This window comes from Ectobacillus soli, from assembly GCF_042610425.1.
GTDB lineage: Bacteria > Bacillota > Bacilli > Bacillales > Bacillaceae_G > Ectobacillus.
The window spans coordinates 1,985,195-2,002,719 of the sequence record NZ_JBGJZM010000001.1; the positions used below are offsets into that span (position 1 = coordinate 1,985,195).

The 17,525-nt window shown below is 35.6% G+C and carries 13 protein-coding genes and 1 pseudogene; 4 read left to right on the forward strand and 10 right to left on the reverse strand.

All coding sequences use genetic code 11. From position 1 onward, the window contains the following. Positions 1-26 precede the first annotated feature (26 nt). Entirely contained in the window at positions 27-749 is a 723-nt protein-coding gene (locus ACAN53_RS10180) for a YetF domain-containing protein (RefSeq protein ID WP_379969582.1), read from the reverse strand. A 139-nt stretch (positions 750-888) separates the two neighbouring features. Further along, positions 889-2,988, reverse strand: coding sequence for a HelD family protein (locus tag ACAN53_RS10185; RefSeq protein ID WP_379969584.1), 2,100 nt, complete (start codon positions 2,986-2,988; stop codon positions 889-891). Positions 2,989-3,208: 220 nt separating this feature from the next. On the opposite strand from ACAN53_RS10185, the gene ACAN53_RS10190 reads away from it, so the two are divergent. Both ACAN53_RS10190 and ACAN53_RS10195 read left to right on the forward strand, forming a co-directional pair. Continuing rightward, positions 3,209-3,709, forward strand: coding sequence for an undecaprenyl-diphosphatase (locus tag ACAN53_RS10190; RefSeq protein WP_379969586.1), 501 nt, complete (start codon positions 3,209-3,211; stop codon positions 3,707-3,709). 154 nt (positions 3,710-3,863) lie between these two features. Continuing rightward, positions 3,864-4,142 (forward strand): hypothetical protein, encoded by a 279-nt coding sequence (locus ACAN53_RS10195; RefSeq protein ID WP_379969588.1) that lies wholly within the window; start codon positions 3,864-3,866, stop codon positions 4,140-4,142. Positions 4,143-4,248: 106 nt separating this feature from the next. On the opposite strand, the gene ACAN53_RS10200 is transcribed toward ACAN53_RS10195, so the two are convergent. From ACAN53_RS10200 to ACAN53_RS10215, 4 genes are all read right to left on the reverse strand, one after another. Continuing rightward, positions 4,249-4,935: a YjjG family noncanonical pyrimidine nucleotidase gene (locus ACAN53_RS10200; RefSeq protein ID WP_379969590.1), complete on the reverse strand. Its 687-nt coding sequence runs from the start codon at positions 4,933-4,935 to the stop codon at positions 4,249-4,251. A gap of 374 nt (positions 4,936-5,309) precedes the next feature. After that, positions 5,310-5,870 carry a maltose O-acetyltransferase gene (gene maa, locus ACAN53_RS10205; RefSeq protein ID WP_379969592.1) on the reverse strand — a complete coding sequence of 187 codons (561 nt, stop codon included), beginning with the start codon at positions 5,868-5,870 and terminating at the stop codon, positions 5,310-5,312. Between the two features lie 321 nt (positions 5,871-6,191). Then, positions 6,192-7,181, reverse strand: a complete 990-nt coding sequence (locus ACAN53_RS10210) for a Gfo/Idh/MocA family protein (protein WP_379969594.1) — start codon at positions 7,179-7,181, stop codon at positions 6,192-6,194. 487 nt (positions 7,182-7,668) lie between these two features. Then, entirely contained in the window at positions 7,669-7,944 is a 276-nt protein-coding gene (locus ACAN53_RS10215; RefSeq protein ID WP_379969596.1) for a hypothetical protein, read from the reverse strand. A gap of 193 nt (positions 7,945-8,137) precedes the next feature. On the opposite strand from ACAN53_RS10215, the pseudogene ACAN53_RS10220 reads away from it, so the two are divergent. Continuing rightward, positions 8,138-8,253: pseudogene (locus ACAN53_RS10220) on the forward strand (Lin0512 family protein); the annotation flags it as partial. Positions 8,254-8,372: 119 nt separating this feature from the next. Here the strand turns inward: ACAN53_RS10220 and ACAN53_RS10225 are convergent. Next, on the reverse strand, positions 8,373-10,415 hold the full coding sequence (locus ACAN53_RS10225; protein WP_379969598.1) for an ADP-ribosylglycohydrolase family protein: 2,043 nt from the start codon (positions 10,413-10,415) through the stop codon (positions 8,373-8,375). Positions 10,416-10,472: 57 nt separating this feature from the next. Further along, positions 10,473-11,252, reverse strand: coding sequence for a hypothetical protein (locus tag ACAN53_RS10230; RefSeq protein WP_379969600.1), 780 nt, complete (start codon positions 11,250-11,252; stop codon positions 10,473-10,475). Between the two features lie 223 nt (positions 11,253-11,475). On the opposite strand from ACAN53_RS10230, the gene ACAN53_RS10235 reads away from it, so the two are divergent. Then, positions 11,476-12,366 (forward strand): NUDIX hydrolase, encoded by an 891-nt coding sequence (locus tag ACAN53_RS10235; protein WP_379969602.1) that lies wholly within the window; start codon positions 11,476-11,478, stop codon positions 12,364-12,366. 464 nt (positions 12,367-12,830) lie between these two features. Here ACAN53_RS10235 and ACAN53_RS10240 read toward each other — a convergent pair whose 3' ends face one another. After that, complete coding sequence (locus ACAN53_RS10240) at positions 12,831-15,125, reverse strand: DUF2357 domain-containing protein (protein WP_379969604.1); 2,295 nt, start codon at positions 15,123-15,125, stop codon at positions 12,831-12,833. A gap of 4 nt (positions 15,126-15,129) precedes the next feature. After that, positions 15,130-17,517, reverse strand: a complete 2,388-nt coding sequence (locus tag ACAN53_RS10245; protein ID WP_379969606.1) for a hypothetical protein — start codon at positions 17,515-17,517, stop codon at positions 15,130-15,132. Positions 17,518-17,525: the final 8 nt, after the last annotated feature.

Genomic DNA, 17,525 nt, shown 5'->3' on the forward strand with positions numbered 1-17,525 from the left:
AATTCTTTTACAAAGTAGATAAGAAGTCATGTCGTTTTTATCTTATCCCTTTTCAGATCTATATATAAAGATCCGTCAGTTTGAATTTCAGCATAGAAAACTTCTTCTATTGAATGAATGCCTTGCTTTTTTAATTGTTGTAATACCCATTCTTTCGTTACATCTAGCTCTTTAAGGTTCTTATGTACAATTTCCCCATCAGAAATGATCTCAGTAGGTAAATACTTCGGTATAGTTGTTGGGACTTGTAAATCCTTTTTTGTTACTAACTGATTTTCCACCTTTTTTAATATACTTAACTTTCCGTCAGGTTCTAAAACAGCATAGGAAACATCCTTTGAAGAAAAAACCCCTTGTTCTCTTAACATCATACTGAAATCGTCTATGTTTAATCGAACTGATTTTAAAGCCTTTTCTAAAATCTTTCCTTCTTTCATAACAATCGTGGGTTCATCATCCAATATAATTCTTGCTTTGCTTGATTTAATTCCAATATACTCCATAACAAATGTAAGAAAAGACCACCAAATAATAGAGGTAAGTCCATTCAGGAATGAAGTTTCATTCTCTCCCGCAATATTTGCAGCTATGCTGCCAATCGTAATACCTGTAATGTAGTTAAAAAATGTAAGTTGGCTAAGCTGCTTTTTTCCGAGAAGACGAGCTAGTACAAGTAATACAATAAATGAAATCGTTGATCTAAGGATTATTTCCCAAAAGTCTAATTGATAGAATTCATCTATATTCATTTGAATTAGCACCTTCTATTCATTCTCAATAGATGATTAAATGTATACCTTTATCCATACTAGTATGGATTGCTATTCATAATCTTATTCTACAGTCACCATAAGGAATCAATTCTTTTAGTCAGGGATTATTTGACACTTACATATCTATGTTCTCAATGAGTGGAGATTTTTTTCCAGAATACAATACCCATAGCTCGTGAAGTGCACGAGTGCAGCCAACGTATAACAGCTTTGCATTCTGCTTGGTGTCTTCGTAATGCTTTTCATCTACATCGACAAGCAGTACTGAGTCAAATTCAAGTCCTTTCGCTAGGTAAACTGGAACGACTGAGATGCCTCCTTCGTATTTGCTCTGCTTTGCATGAATAAAGTTTGCAGATAGTCCTGCTTCTAACAGGGCACTATGGAGAAGTACACATTCATCTTCTGTGCGGCCGATAATCGCAATGGTATCCATTTTATTTTGTTGCAGTTGTTCGATGGTTTTGATGATAGTAGCAATGCGGTTCGTATCTTCGACTTCTACCATTTTTACCTTTTCCCCGCTTCGAAAAACAGGATTAGCTAAGCTTACAGGAATATTTGCTTTCGCAATAATTTCATTAGCAAAGTAAATGATTTCCATTGTAGAACGATAGCTCCTGTTTAATTCAAAATATCTTACTTCATTTAGATTGAAAATCTCTAAAAATTCATCCCAGTTTTGAATACCTTGATACTCGTGAATGGCTTGCGATAAGTCCCCTAATATGGTGAAGGAATTTCCTTGTGTCATCTGCTTTAATAATGCGATTTGAAACGGTGAAAAATCCTGTGCTTCATCTACGATTACGTGATGATATTTGTGCTGTGATTCGATGCCGTACAGACGGTTATGAATATAGACAAGCGGAGGTAAATCCTCTAGATCCATCTCTTTCTTTCTACAATTCGCTGCCGTAGCCTTTATAATGTCTGCCGGGATGCTGTCTACAAATGATGATTTCATAAATAGTGATTTATAGAAGGAAAGAGCAGTATGCTTTGGCCATTGCTTCATATAGGAAGTTAGATATTGTGTTGCTTTTTTCTTTCTGTCTTTTTTTATGCTAGTTGTTCCTATATTCTTCAGCTTGTCATCAATCCATTTTTTTATCCGTGCCACGATGCGTTCTCTTCGTTTAGCTAATGGATAAAGCTTATATTCGAAGGTAAACCAATGATGAAGCGTTTCTTTTTCTAACCGTATATTGTCCCATGGTTCAAAATCTTTATTTGGAACGGCCGATGTTTCATAGCTTTCTATGTATGTTTCAATGTAATCCATAAAATGAGTTGAGCCCTTCCATTTACCTGGACTATTCTTATTCATTTCTGAGCGATTGAAACTAGGAGTGAACCATTTTTCTAGGTTCTCTGATGAATCCTTAACGGTTACCTCGCCGCCAAGTATATCTAAAGCCCAATCTGTAAAAGTTGTTTGCTGAATGCCGCCTACTCCCAGCTCAGGAAGTACGTTTGAAATATAATCAAGGAACATATTGTTTGGTGCAAAGATAATCATTTTTTCAGCTTGTATAGTTTCACGGTATTGATAAATCAAATATGCAAGACGATGCAGAGCAACGGTTGTTTTTCCGCTTCCGGCAACCCCTTGAATGATTAATGGGGTATTTTTGGATGCTCGAATAATATCATTTTGTTCGGATTGAATGGATGAAACGATATCCTTTAAGCGATTATCTTTATTTTCGTTTAAACGATATATTAGAAAATCATCAGTGACAGATACATTTTGGCTGCCTTTTACAAAAGTATCTACAACACGTTGGAGAATTTTCTTGCGAATTACGATATTTCGTTTGAGATATATTAAGCCTTCAATGATACCTTCAGGAGATTCGTAATAAGCAGGATCGTCTCCTCCTGTGAATGAGTAAAACATACTGGCAACAGGAGCACGCCAATCAATCACGATCGGTTGCTCTGTCACTTGATCAGATACACCTATTTTTCCAATATAAATCGGCATAGATTCCTGGCCTTCTTCTTGAAAGTCCATTCTACCAAAGTACGGCTCATTTATCGCTACGCGAAGGTTTCTTCGATTGGTTTCTCGTATGCCTTCTAATACTCGCTCTGAAAAAACACTCCCTGAATATACAGGAATTCCTTCAAGTTTTGCTAATTGCCGGTCAATTTCGTCTATATTTGTATTTAGTTTCTGAAGCTCTTCTTCATATGCTTGTGTTTCCATTTTTCTTAACCTCCCTACATAAGTAGATAACCGAACTTTTAGATGGAATATCATTCTATCAAGAAGATAAGGATAAAGTAAAGAAAAAACAGAGAGAATGTAGCAAGTTTATTTTTTCAAGGGAACAACGGGATTCAGAGATAATTTTTTCCCCTTCTTTTACATATTTTTATTTCTAACAGGGAATTTTATAGGTATCGAAAAGAAGGAGATCCTCTTTATGAACTACAAAATTTTCAAATCCATCAATCGGCTTTCTGGACATTATTCTCCAATTGATTTGCTAATGATCTTCATTTCCAATAAATTGCGGTATGTGTTTTTGTTTGTTTTGATTTTTATGTGGTTTCGAAATGATTTTAGTAAAAGAATTTCTTTCCTTGCGGTGATTTCCGCGGGGGTGGCTTTATTTCTAAACACGTTGATTAAATTGTTTTATTTTACACCACGTCCTTTTGTGAAACGTCGAGTGGGCATACTCATTCCATCCAAAACAGATTCTTCCTTTCCAAGTAAACATACAATACTTGCATTTGCTGTATCGACTTCGATCCTTCTATATAAACGTACTCTTGGTTTAATTATGTGGACTTTATCAATGTTGACGGGTTTCTCACGTATTTGGATTGGTCATCATTATCCATTCGATATTCTTGGAAGTGCCTTTATTGGCACCATGACAAGTATCCTTGTTAATAAAATTTTCCGCCGTGTTATTTAAGTTGCCCATCAATAAGCAAATTTATCAACGTTTACTGTGGGGCAAATTTCGATTATATTCATATCAAAACATTGCCAGCATGTTCACCTCCAAAAACGCAAATATTAAATAGTGCAAGGTGATTTCAAATTTTTCTAAAGAGGGGTGCTGGAAAATGAATACTTGGATGCCTGCAATTATGAAGAACGTGGTAAATATGCTAGGTAAAAGAAGAAATAGCGGTAAAGGATGGATTTGGGCGTCTTTACTTGGGGTAGGAGTAAGTGCAGCCGCATGGGGACTCGGAAGAAATCGAGACAGAAATATGTTTCGTCCTCTTCGATATACAATGAATAGAATGAGAAATCGAGTAGCGAATCAAATGCCAAATGTTGCAGCTGGAATGACAGAGTTTGCGGATGATCTTGTGCCTGATACGACCAAAAATAATTAGTTTTAAAAACGCCTACATTTTGTAGGCGTTTTTGAACTCTATATCACCTGAACATATTCCACCTGACGGCCTATGAAAAATGATTCGTCGTATTCATAAATTTTCCCTATTCCAAAACCCGATACAGCTCATCTAACCTTTGGATTTGATAGGATGGACGAATTTTCGTATCATTGGCCTTTATTCCAGGGTTAAACCAGCATGTGTCTATGCCTGCGATTTGCCCGCCTTTCATATCAGAGCTTAAGGAGTCCCCTATAATTAACCCCTGTTCCATGAAAAAATGAGGAATTCGTGCAAAAACATAATCAAAATATTCCTTCATTGGCTTCTGATAACCTGTAGCCTCAGAAACAAAAATATTTTTAAATAGCGGATATAGTCCTGACTTACGTAACCGTTTTTCCTGCGTCTTAGAAACACCGTTCGTCACAATATATAAATCATAATCATGCTGTAGATTTGTGATTAATTCCAATGCACCCTCAACAAGATGATGCCCTTCTTCTAGATAGCTCCGATACTTTTTTTCCAATAAAACGCCATCAATCTCTTGCCCGTATTCATGAAATAAAATAGAAAAACGCGTATTCAATACCTCTTCACGATTTATTTTTCCTTCTTCAAAGGATCTCCAAAGACCTTGATTTATCTTTTTATAATGTGATTCGATTTCAGTGGTTAAGGGGATGTTTTGTTCCTCGAACAGGAGGTGTAATGCTAAATTTTCTGCTGCACGAAAATCAAGTAATGTATCATCTACATCGAAAAATAACGTTTGATACTTTTTCAAAATGACCTCTCCATTTTTTCTTTTTATAGCAATTGTACGTTGTAAGTCATTCTATGTCATCTTGGACGACTCTCTACTTTTATTGCTACCACCTAATTTAAAATACTAAAATGCCATCGACAATGACCAGCACGCCAAGAAACTGCTCAAACGTGTAGACATAGTTCCAACATAACGATTAAACCATTAAATCGTCCTGTATATAGACAAATTGGCATTCTGAAGCATACACAAACTCCGTCCATTATGAAAATAATTCGTTTTATTAAGGATTGGGCAAAAAAGGATTGCGATATACGATTGTAATAAAGACTTAAAACAAAGCAGATATCGTTAAGTATGAAAGGAAGCCCCCCTCTTAGGAAAGCTTCCCTTTATATTTCAATTTGTTTAATGATTTTTGCGGGATTGCCCCCTACCACTACATTATCAGGTACATCTTTAGTCACTACTGCACCTGACGCAACAACTACATTGTTTCCAATATGGATTCCAGGATTTATTACCGCTCTGCCACCAATCCAAACATTGTTACCAATCGTAATCGGTTTCGCATATTCTAGACCAGAATTACGCTCGAATGGATTAAGTGGATGTGTTGCTGTATAGATATGTACACCTGGGGCCAAAAAACAATTATCTCCGATTCTCACTTCACAAACATCTAAAATCACACAATCAAAATTAGCATAAAAGTTTTCTCCCACGTGAATATTGTAACCATAATCACATCGGAAATTTGGCTCTATGTATAGAGACTTACCCGTTGAACCAAAAAGCTCTTTTAATAGTTCTTCACGTTTTTCCACTTCAATCTCTAAAGTTTGATTGTATCGTCTTGTTTTGCGCCTTGCTTCTATACGGTCACTTGCCAATTCAGGGTCAGTAGAATCATACAGCTCCCCGGCTAACATCTTTTCCTTTTCTGTTTTCATACGATATCTCCTCATGTGAAAATAAAAGTTCTTTCTAGCATCTCCAATTGATCCGAATCCGTCACACTAGACGAGTGAATGAAATATCAACTATAGGTATTAAAATTTGTAGTTAAACGGGATTAACTAAAAAATCTCGTCTCTTAAACTAAAGAGGCGGGATCCATCTGCTCTTATACAGGTTTCATTGAAAATTCAACGATAATTAGTAACGAACCCCCAAATCTGATTTTTGGGGATTTTAAGAAACTTTCTTCATTCCTGACAAAAATAGCTTATGTATGCATGTAGAATTCTCTACCTTCTAAGGTATAGCAGTGACTATTTCTTCTTATCGCTTGGGAACACAACTCCAATTTGCTTTCGCGCTTCATCTATAATCTCCATGACGGTTAGCGAATTTGCATAAGAATTTATGGAGGATTCCCGCTTCCCTGCTTGAATTAATTCATTAAATTCCTTTATCTCATAAAACATCGGCGCACTTCTTTGCGGCTGTGTAATATTTTCTACGGTTCCATTTCGATAATAAATTTCTACTTGCTCCGGTGTATTGATCTTATCTGCTCTTATATTCCCTTCTTCCCCTTGTATTTCAAAAGGAATGGTAGAATTAGTAATTTTAGAATACATGATTACCGCTTCCATCTCTGCATATTTCAGCAAAATGCTGCCGTCCCCATCCACACCCGATTCCAAAAGCAGTCCATTTGCCTTGACCTCAAGCGGCTTACCGAATAATACAACAAGCGGATAGATACAGTAAATGCCAATATCCATCAAAGCACCGTTCGATAACGCTGGATTGAAAGCATTCAATACAACGCCTTCCTTATACGCATCATAACGGGAAGAATATTGGCAATAGCTCGCCATATACCTGCGAACCTTGCCGATTTTATTTACATGCTGCTGCACACTTTTAAAGTTCGGAACAAATGTAGATTTTAAAGCCTCCATAAGCAGCACGTCATTATCCCTTGCAGCTTGAATCATATCTCTTACTTCAGAAGCATTGGATGCAATCGGTTTCTCACATAAAATATGCTTGCCATGATTCATGAAAAGAATAGCCTGCTCTGCATGAAAGGAATTAGGGCTAGCGATATACACCGCATCAATTTCTGTACTTTTTGCCATACCTTCTAAATCAGTAAATATAGACATCACTCCATACTTTGCGGAAAATTCCGCTGCCCGCTCACTTGTTCTAGAGTACACGGCAGACAAAGAAAAATCTTCTAATTGACTGGCTGCTTGCAAAAATGACTCTGTAATTCGGCTTGTCCCGATGATGCCAAATCTAACCATATTCTTATCTCCTTTATCTATCATTTAGAAAATTCTACTATATTCGTGTCAAGTTGCGTAACCTTAACCTTCTCAAATAACAAAATCAGGACTAACAAACAGTTCATCAAGTGTTTCTTAACTCTCCTTATTTGACGTTTCTAACTTATCTTCATAGAAAGCTCTTTTCGAGATGGCTTTACGTCCTTTTCGTTTGTTTTGATAAGCCAAATTAAAAACCTCCTTGTTATACGGAGAAATCCACGTAGCAAGGAGGTCGAACGGTCTTTTTTTACTTACTAACACAGTCTATATTATGAACATAACATTTACCAATTTTTTCTTAACAGTCGATAAACGTTGTTACATCAAGGTTTATGGCGGGACTGCGTGGGAATCGAACCCACCTGACTAGGCACGCTGGTCACAAGCGGTTTTGAAGACCGTGGAATACACCAGTTTACAACGCTTGATTCAGAAAGTATTTCGATTGATTCCTTCCATAACATTAAAGATTTTCATTTTGTTGACGGATTTCATCCTGAGCGATAATAACATTAGCCTCCTCTAAGGCCCTATGCTCATCAACTGAATCACCTGGAATATTTTTCAGGTTTGGGAATGTATCACCAGTGTTTATCGTAACTTGCTGTTTTTTGGGGGCGTTTGTATGATAGTCCTTTTTTTTGTCACTAGCCATCTCACTCATCTCCTTTTTAAGTTTTGACTTAACAGTAAGGATTACCTTTTCCTTGGTGTTTCTTTTCCATAAAAAAATAGGCATTGTCTCCACCTTATTATTATGGCTAAAATTTTCTCAATTATAATTTTGGAAGATAGACTTTAATATTTGATTTAGACTCTCTACGAGTGAATAGCCAGCTCTATTAGAAATCCGTAGGAATGTGCCGAACGATTTGAGATGCATTTTTATGAGTTCATTGATGCATTAAAGGCATGGTATCAGCAAAAAAACATTACCATTTAGAATTGTAACGGCGGAAGTTATGGACGGCGGAATGATGACAACAAGCGGGATTCTCCTTAAGGAAAAGGGAGATAAAATGATATGATGTATATTGTTATCGCATAGGTAGAAGTTGGGTATTAAAGCTAGAAGGAGAAGCTATCTACAAGGTTTGAGTTCAGTATAATACGAACTCAAACCTTAGAGAAGCTGTCTATCTTTTTTCTACTTTTATATTTCACTATTCAACTTTCCATCATATGAATCACATTTTCCGTAAACACCTGAAATGAATCTCCTTTTTTTCCGTAATACATAAGATGGCGACAAGCAAAAATGTATCCTTTTTTCCCGCTTTTATAGGTAAATTCTAATAAAGGCGCTTTTAATTCCAGTTCTTTTATATCCGTTTGCTGAATCATTCTAGGTTCCATCTGTAATAACTCCCGCTCCGACATAATTTCTAGTGCGATTTTCAACGCTTCCTTACTATGAAAAATTAATATTTTCGGTTGGATCAAACTTAAAAGTTGATAAAATATATTTTTTCCATAATTAATCACTTCTTTTGGTTCTTGTTTCAATTCTTTGACAGATTTCGTTGGATAGGAGATCACATTTGTCTCTGCTATGGAAACATTTGTGTGCTGCTTTAGTAAATCGATCATGGAATTCATCCCGATACGCGTTCTAGACATCTCCGTTTTTCCTTGAAGTAATCGAAGTTTCGAGTAATATTCAAGAAATTTATCGTTATGCAAAAGAAGTTCAACGTACTCATGGAAATCAATATCATTCGGATAAATAGGTGTAGCTGGATTAATGCCCACTAAAAAAATGTCAATTTCATCAATTCTTCCATTACATACGAAAGGTCGATAATATGCTTTGTCTTCTTTTGAAAATGATATCATCTCAAAAAGCTTTTCTCTCCAGAATTCTTCACCATGAACAACATCTTTTTCTCCGTTACGAAGACGTTGATATATTTCTCGTAGCAGCTGGTCAACAAACATCTTTTGACTCTCGTCTATATCACCATCCCTCCAACGCCATCCACGTTGCTGCATAAACAATAGGATACGAAGATCATCTAAAGATAAGTCTTTCCGTAACATATCAAATTGACGATAATAATGAAAAGCTTTACTTGAGAAATCATGACATTGATCCCCTAAGTATTCGTATCCGTTAAAAGTTAAAGCAAATTTCCATATCTGATTCCATACGGTGAAATCACTTTTATTCCGCGGACTTCCTTCAATTTGTAAAACATATTGGAGTTGCGGTATGTCCAGTGGAGTTAATTCACTGGAAGGAATTTGTCTGTCACCCCAATTATGATTCAAGTTAGATTCAATGCTGCGCATTAGCTTATCAAGAAGTGTTTCCGCCATGTTGTAACCGCGTAGACTCTTTCTCCATCTTTCTGGAATAGCAGCAAAACCAAATACGATCCCTGCAAGTCCTCCTACGACAGCAGCATTTGTATCCGTATCACCCCCGTAAGAGATGGCAACTTTCACAGCGCTCTCGAAGCTTTTCTCCTTTAACGCTAATCGCGCGCAGTTAAAAGTAGATACGACGTAACCACTTCCGTCCGTAACGGGATTGTCATCAGGTCGCAATACTGTCTCTAATTCCTCCCTATAGTTTGAATTCCCATAGATCGTACGTAACGACTGTACGGCAGCTTTATAAGCTTCGTCCTGATCATGTCCCTGAAGTAATCCGCGAGCCCACAAACAATACAAAGCACAGCATACCTGATTGGTGATGTGACCGTGCGTAACCAAGGATTGCGTATGCGCACTTTCAACCAATTGTTTTGTATTTCCGGTATGCCACAAGGCAAGAGGTAATACACGCATCAATGATCCGTTCCCCTTCCCCTCAGGACGCACAAAACCAGCACGTTCAGGCGGCATGCCACTCAGAAATGCTTCAAGTGCTGCAGCAGTCTGCTTTCCAACATCAAACACAATATTATCCACGGTCCATTTTCCACTTTTATACCAAGAGATAAGCTTCCGTGCAAAATGATTTAAGTTAAGGCTATTTTCTTCCAAAAGTGAATCCAATAAACACAGAGCTTGTGCTCCATCATCAGACCATGTTCCTTCTGGTACACCTTTGTAAGTCCTTTCAAAACCATTCGGTACCTTCATTTCAATTTGATTCAATGGGGGAAGGCTGTCCGAACTATGAAATTCATATGGTACACCTAGGGCATCACCTATTAAAAGTCCCCAGAAACCCCCAGAAATACGGTCAAAGTAATCTATCATTCTTATTTCCTCCTTATCAAAATCCATTATTATATTTGAATGTTATGTTAAACTCGATTACAGTTCCTCATATTGAATGGTGTACTTCTGTTCAAAAACATAGACCTTAGACCCATCATCCCTCATGATGACGTCAATATAGATGGGATTTTGCTCATCTAAAGGAAAGGAGATTGGCAAGTGTGGGTTCTCTTGTTGGAAAAATCCAATAGTCCCGCAATAATCCTCGATATAATCAGCCACCATAATGTGACCATTTGAAACGATCAAGTCTTCTCCCATGTTAAAATCAATTCTTGGCACACTCACAATCCTTTCCCCATTGAGAAAAATAGGAACTTTACTCGGTTCCTCTGGGAAAACTTCGACAGCATCACTTGTAGTGGTTGTAATTTGATGATAGCTATCGTAAACCTGGCTCACTTCCACACAACCCTCCATATCAAATGAAAGATTTTTATTGCCCTTTTCATACAAGATGATGGAATGACCTTTGAAAAGAACTTTTTGAATCAATTGAAAGCCATTTGAAATGATTCCACAGGTAGATTTTCTCTCTGAAACATAGATTGCCTTATCATACAGCCATGAATAAACCATAGATAAATGGAATTCCGTTCTTGGAAACTGAATCGATACAAACGTAAGCTTTCCCTGCATTTCAAGCAGACAAACAAAAACATCAGCAAGTTGAATTGCATGGATTTGAAACTCAGAATATTCATTTTCATATTCCTGGATGACACAGTATTCATAGTAATCTGGATATTCACGCAAACAATCCTTTACCTTTTTGGCAATAAAATTTTGCTTCAGCTTGTCAAATTCAATCATCATCAGGCTCTTCCTCCTCCTTTTCCCTTACATTTAAAGAGATATATGTTTCATTGCAAGTTGAATTTCATCTTTTTGGTAACTCAAATATATTCCAACAATTATCAATTGTCAATATGTAATATTCATTTTGAATATATCACTTTAATTATTTCATTTCGATTGCTAATAGTGAAGTGTTCTGTTACAGTAAATTTAAACAAGTTTAGATGTAAGGATGTTGAATATGGAGAGAGAAGAACATTTTAGTAAGGATGGATTTCCCCTACTGCTGGGACTACCTGTAGATATATGTATTTTCACGGTAACAACGGAAAAACGTGAAGTCGATGAAAATGAAATCATCGATAAACGCTCCCTCCGTTCCCTTCCCAAACGGTTTCTGGAAATCCTACTGGTAAAACGTCTGAATGACCCTTTTTATCAACAATGGGCATTACCTGGAGGCTACACCAAGGTTGAAAGTGAATCACTTGAAAAGGCCGCCAAACGGGAATTAAAAGAAGAGACAAATTTGGATGCTGTGGTGACGGGAGAATTGGATCAATCCAATTCCGGGGTATATATCGAACAAATGAAGGCTTATTATAGACCCGATAGAGACCCTCGTGGCTACACGCCTACAGTTGCTTATGTTGCTTTAGTGAACGAGAAATATTTGCAAACGCTTCGTGCCGGCGGTGATGCGGGTGAAGTAAAGCTATTTCGTTTACAACTTACGAAAGATAATACCCTTAGATTCGAATCTGAGGACGAAACGGTAACGGTCAACGAAACGGAGCTTGCATTTGATCACGCGGACATTATTCATGATTCATTAAAACATATACAAAGCATGATATTGACGACGACCATTGCAAAAACATTACTATCGGAGGAATTTACAATCGCAGAATTGCACCAAGTCATTTCAACTATCGCTCCTAATTTATTGATGTCTACTTCAAATTTCACCCGAGACATCGTAAAAACAAAGACAAGAGACCGTATGTTAGAGGAAGTTAAGAATTCTGATGGCACACCAAAAAAGTCTAACCAATATTCAGCTAGACCTGCGCAGTTGTATCGATTTAGTGAGTCATATGAACCAAAGTTATCTATATACCCTAGGTTATAATCGTTACTACTTCGATAATATATAAATGGGTTAATGACAGACTTATTTTCTTTTAGAACGCCTACTTTTGTGTGGGCGTTCTTGTTCCTAATAAATATTTTTTATTAACGAGCATCTTATGCCTCTTCTTGAACAATTCTTGTAACAGCCGAGGAAATTTCTGCAAGAATCCCTTTAAAGTCATTGCTAGTATATAAAGCGTTAATTGTGCGAAGGATTTTATCCTGATCCATCCAATTAATTGTCTATATACTCGGATACTCGGTGACTGTATAAATTCTTGTGTACAGTGCACCCGCTTCTTTGGACTTTTCCTTAATAGAAACTACGCTTTGTTACTACTGTTTTAATAATTATAATCGATGTTCAAATTCTAATTGGCCTACTTCAACCGCGTAAATCGCATCCTATCCACTTCCAATTGGAATACTTCTAGATAATGAATAAGAGATTTGATAGTCACATTAATGAGATGATGATTTTCCGCACTTTGGGCATCTCGGATTATAGACAAACCTATTATCATTACCTATGTGGTAATCAAAAGCTGTAATGACCATTCTATCAAAGAGCATCTCATTGAGAAGAATTTTTTCTAAATAAAAACTTTCTGCATTGGGATTAGGAAATTTTGTTAATTTTGGCTTTAGATTTGGTCTCATCCATTCATAAAATTCATTACATCCGTGTGAACATCTTGTAACTCCCCAAACTAACTGACAATCTAAATCCCTGCATTGCCAAGTGTGCTCATCGAGCTTAATTATATTCGTCAATCCACATGATGGACATTCTTTAAAAACTGTCCCCCATTTGATAAGCTGACGATAAATAAATAGATTAAAAAGCTTACTTAATCGTTGTGAAGATCGTAAATCTGTTTGACTAATAGGCAGAATTCCTATTCGATAGTCGCCATATTTTTGCGCATCACCTTCAATGAAAGCTTCTCCAAAATTAATTAACCTTTGTAAAAGACCTGTGTTTTCTACTTGTGAGAAATCATCTAAATTAATTGGTAAGATATAAATATCTGTGCAATTAGAAGAAGGTTCTTCAGATTCTAAGATATTGGTTGTATATTTAAGAAGATTACTTTCAGAAGACCCTATAAAACTAAAAAGTGTGTGCAAGTTCAGTTCAAATGTTCGATTCTCAGGGATCTTGGATAGTTCTTCAGTTAATGTTTTTCTCCATTCTCTATCTAGATTTTTTAATTCATTTTTTTGGTTCGTTGTTAGACTCTTTTGTTCATCTATATATTTTTTAATTACTTGACCTAAACGTTTCTCTAAAGACTTATTAGGTTTTTTTCGAAACAGCAAAACCTGTTGATTATCCCTCCATATCTCTTTAAAAATCATTTTCTCCTCATATTCTTTGAATGATATCGGAAATGACGTAGGTACATTTATCACAAATGATAAGGACTCTTCCATTTTAAAGGTAACGATATCTTTAAATCCTTGACTTTGATTTTGAGCATTCACAACGCAATATTCATTACTAAATTTAATATCAAAGTTAATCGTACAATCATTTATTAATTCAAAGTAAGAATCTTCGTGGAATTGGTAGCCTAATAAATGTAATGAATATATACTAAGAACTTGTACATATGTTTTATAATATTCATCGATATTTAAGATATTGGCACCCGATAAGTCTTGCTGCGTTTTCTTATTAAAAATTAAAAGTTTGTTCCACAATTTAAAAAGCTCATTATATCTATTGTCCATGTTAATAATATTGGTAGGCTGGATAGGTAGTTCTAAGCGTTTTCTGGCATCTATACTTTGGAAAAATGGTGTAGAGATTACGGAAGATAGCTGCTTTTCAATCGTTAGAAGCATTCTTTCAAGCTTTTTAAATTGTTTTCTAATTTCCTCTTCGGATTCACTATCATATTCAGGTAATAAACTTCGAAGCATTTCTAATTTTTTATAATCGTTTATCTCTGTAGCATAGAATTCCCAATCTTGTAATGTATCTTTTTGTGAAATTGCTATTTTTACTTCATCATGTTTTTTAACGACATAGTTTAAAATGGCTTCAATAACCATTTTAAAAAATATATTTTCATAAATGTTAATGTCGTCTTCATATACTTCAGCTCTTAATCGTGAAGGAATTAGACCTGTAATAGTTCTAGAACGCCAATGCTCTGAATGTGATGCAAGATGTTGGAGTGAGGAAGGTGTAATACGCTTCACTAACTCCACATCTAAAATTTCTTCCTCAATACGTAAATGCTGTCTAGGCTTTGTGCAAATATCTAAGGCAAACGGCAGTACATTATAAATATCTTCTAAAAGCGAGTTATCAAGCCCAGTTAAAGGATTAATGATTTGGAGTAAATGAATTTGTCCACTTTTAATCGCTTCTAACAAACTGTCGATTGATTTTTTTTGAACTCCCAGCCATTCTTTTACACTTCGATGAAAATCAGCAAAACTATCAATTAATGTATCTCCTATAAATAATTCTTCAACATACTTTATTACTAAACGAATAGGCTTATTGTTTAATATTAATTCTATTATCGTATGATTTTCTCTGCTCATGTAGCATGGAATAATAAAACTACCATCTTCACTGCATTTGCATGGAAACAACCCATTATTAATTTTTACTTCGTTTAATGTTTCCTCATGAACAGTCAGTTCTAAGTAATTAAATAAACTTGCAATATTAACTGTTTGACTTTTGACTAATAGCTCCTCGCCATGCCCATTTCTGTCTTTTAATACTAGTCTCATCCTATCAACCACCTAAACGATTAATTTTTTGCGAGATTAGTTTTTTACACTCTACAAAATGTTCCCGGCCAAATTCCATTTCGATTAATTCGATTAAATCCTTTAAACTATCTTTTAGGTACGTTTCATACCTTCCGTCTAGTTTACGTAAGACTTTTTGCGAAATTAGATGGTCTATTGCTTCTAATTTTGTACCACCTGCGGCGACATACACTGATACAAATTTCCCCATTTGCATTTTAATACGGTTACCAAAAGTTATATCCAAATTCACGTGCAGGAATTCATCAATCAAATCAATTTGTACCCATTCATCATCATTCAGACAATTTTCTTTCATTACTTGAGCATCTTCTAATAGGCCGCTTAATTCACTAAAAGATACCCTCAGCTGCTTCGGTTCATCTGCATAAAATTCTTCTTCACGTGAATTAAAGTTTAATACTTGAGCTCGATCATATACTTTATCTGTAATACCAAATGTAGATTCATCTCTATTAGCGGTCCCTATAAACCAAATATTTGGTGTTACAAATAGGCTGGTATGATTATCAACTAAATAGGCCGGTCTATTTTCTATATTAGGTTCATCATTATTAGAAACCAATGGAATCACCCAATTTTCTGGGCTTTCTTCAAGCACAGCTAAGAAATCTGCAAAATAATACTCAATACGTGCAAGGTTCATTTCATCTAAAACAATAAAATAGATTTTTTCTCGATTAGCCGTTGCGCTTGCTTCATACACTTTTTTTGTGAAGATAGTTTCTTTAAATCTACGGGTAAAGTCGTTATCGTATCCTAATAATTCTCTATTGTCTCGCCATGATGGCTGAACAGGTACTAAAGTATTTTCAATATGTAAAGCTTCCTTAAATAATCTAGGAAGACTAGACTTACCAGTTCCACTTAACCCTTGTAGTATTAATAACTTAGAAGCAGCCAACGATGCGATAAACGATCGAATCATTTTTTCGTTATAATATAATCCTAATTTAGATGCCCCATAACTTCTTATATACTGTACTAATTGTTTTAAGTCTATTTGGTTTTTCTGTACTCTGATTACATCCTGTTTAGCAATGTCTCGGTCTATTTCTAATAAACCAGGAAACTTACTTTGTGTATTTGATTTATACACTTCATTGATCTTATTTAGTTCATCTTGCAACTGGGCATTTAATGTTTTTAATGTCTCTGAAACACGCTTACTTTGTTCCAATTCAATAACACCTAAACTAAGAGATTCAGCTTTATTTTCGGCCTCTAGTTTTAAGCGTTGTTCTTCTTTTAACTTATCTCGCAAAAATTCAACTTGATTTGCGCTGTTTCGTAATGCAAGCAGTTCTTCTTGGGAAGGAAATTGTGCTAACTCATCTTTTAATCTCATGTTTTCTCTTCTAACTGAATCTAATTCCTCCACAATTGTGTTAACGGATCGCAATTCATCTTCCGGGATAAATTGCGATAAATGTTTAACCTCTTCTTTTAGTTTTTGAATGATTTCTTGGTCTAGTTGGCGTAATTCTTGAATGGATTTGATTTCAAATTGTAACTCTTCTACTTTTTGTGGAGAAAGCTCCATAAGCTTAGTTTCAAAGTAGCGGCGCTTTTCAATTAGTTCTTTCTTCAAAAACTCTAAGTCTTCTTCTTGCAATTCAATTTCCAATTTTCGTTTCTTTAACTCAGAGTCCTTCTCTATTAAACTTTTGATTTTCAATTCATATTCATTCACGAGTTGATTATATTCATTTTCAACTTTCACTTGAGAAGCTTGCACAACTTTTAATCTTTCATTTTCTGCTGCTAACTTAATTTGATGTGCTTCTTCCTGGGCAGCTAATACTTTTCCATTTGCTTTGGAAAGGAGTTCTTCGTTTTTCTTTAATGACTCCTGATATTGCTGTTCTCCTTTAACCACAATTTCTTGATTTTCTTTAAGTTTTTGATGTAAATCCCCTTCCCAAATTTCATGTAGCTCTTGTCTGTACGATTCCTGAATGTTTTTTTCTTCTGCTTTAAGAGCTTTAATCATTTTTTCTCGATCTTCAGTGATTTTCCGTTTTTCTTCTATTAACTTCGATTTCTCTAGATTCAACTGCTGTTCTTGTTCATGGATTTCATTTTTCAGCTTGTTTTTTAAAGATTCATATTCTGCTTTAAGTTCAGTTTCTTTATTTAATAACTCGACTTCTATTTCTTCAATTTGAAGTTCACATTCAGCTTTTTTCGCTTCGTATTCTTGAATTTTCTGTTGAACACGCTCATCTTCAAGTAGTTCATTTTCCTTTTTTAGTTTTTGCTGCTCTACGATTTCTTTTATCTTATCTTGCTTAGTGAGTTGGTTAACTTTTCTGTTTAGAAAGTTCCCCCGCTGTTTTGTTCTAGACATTGGGATGC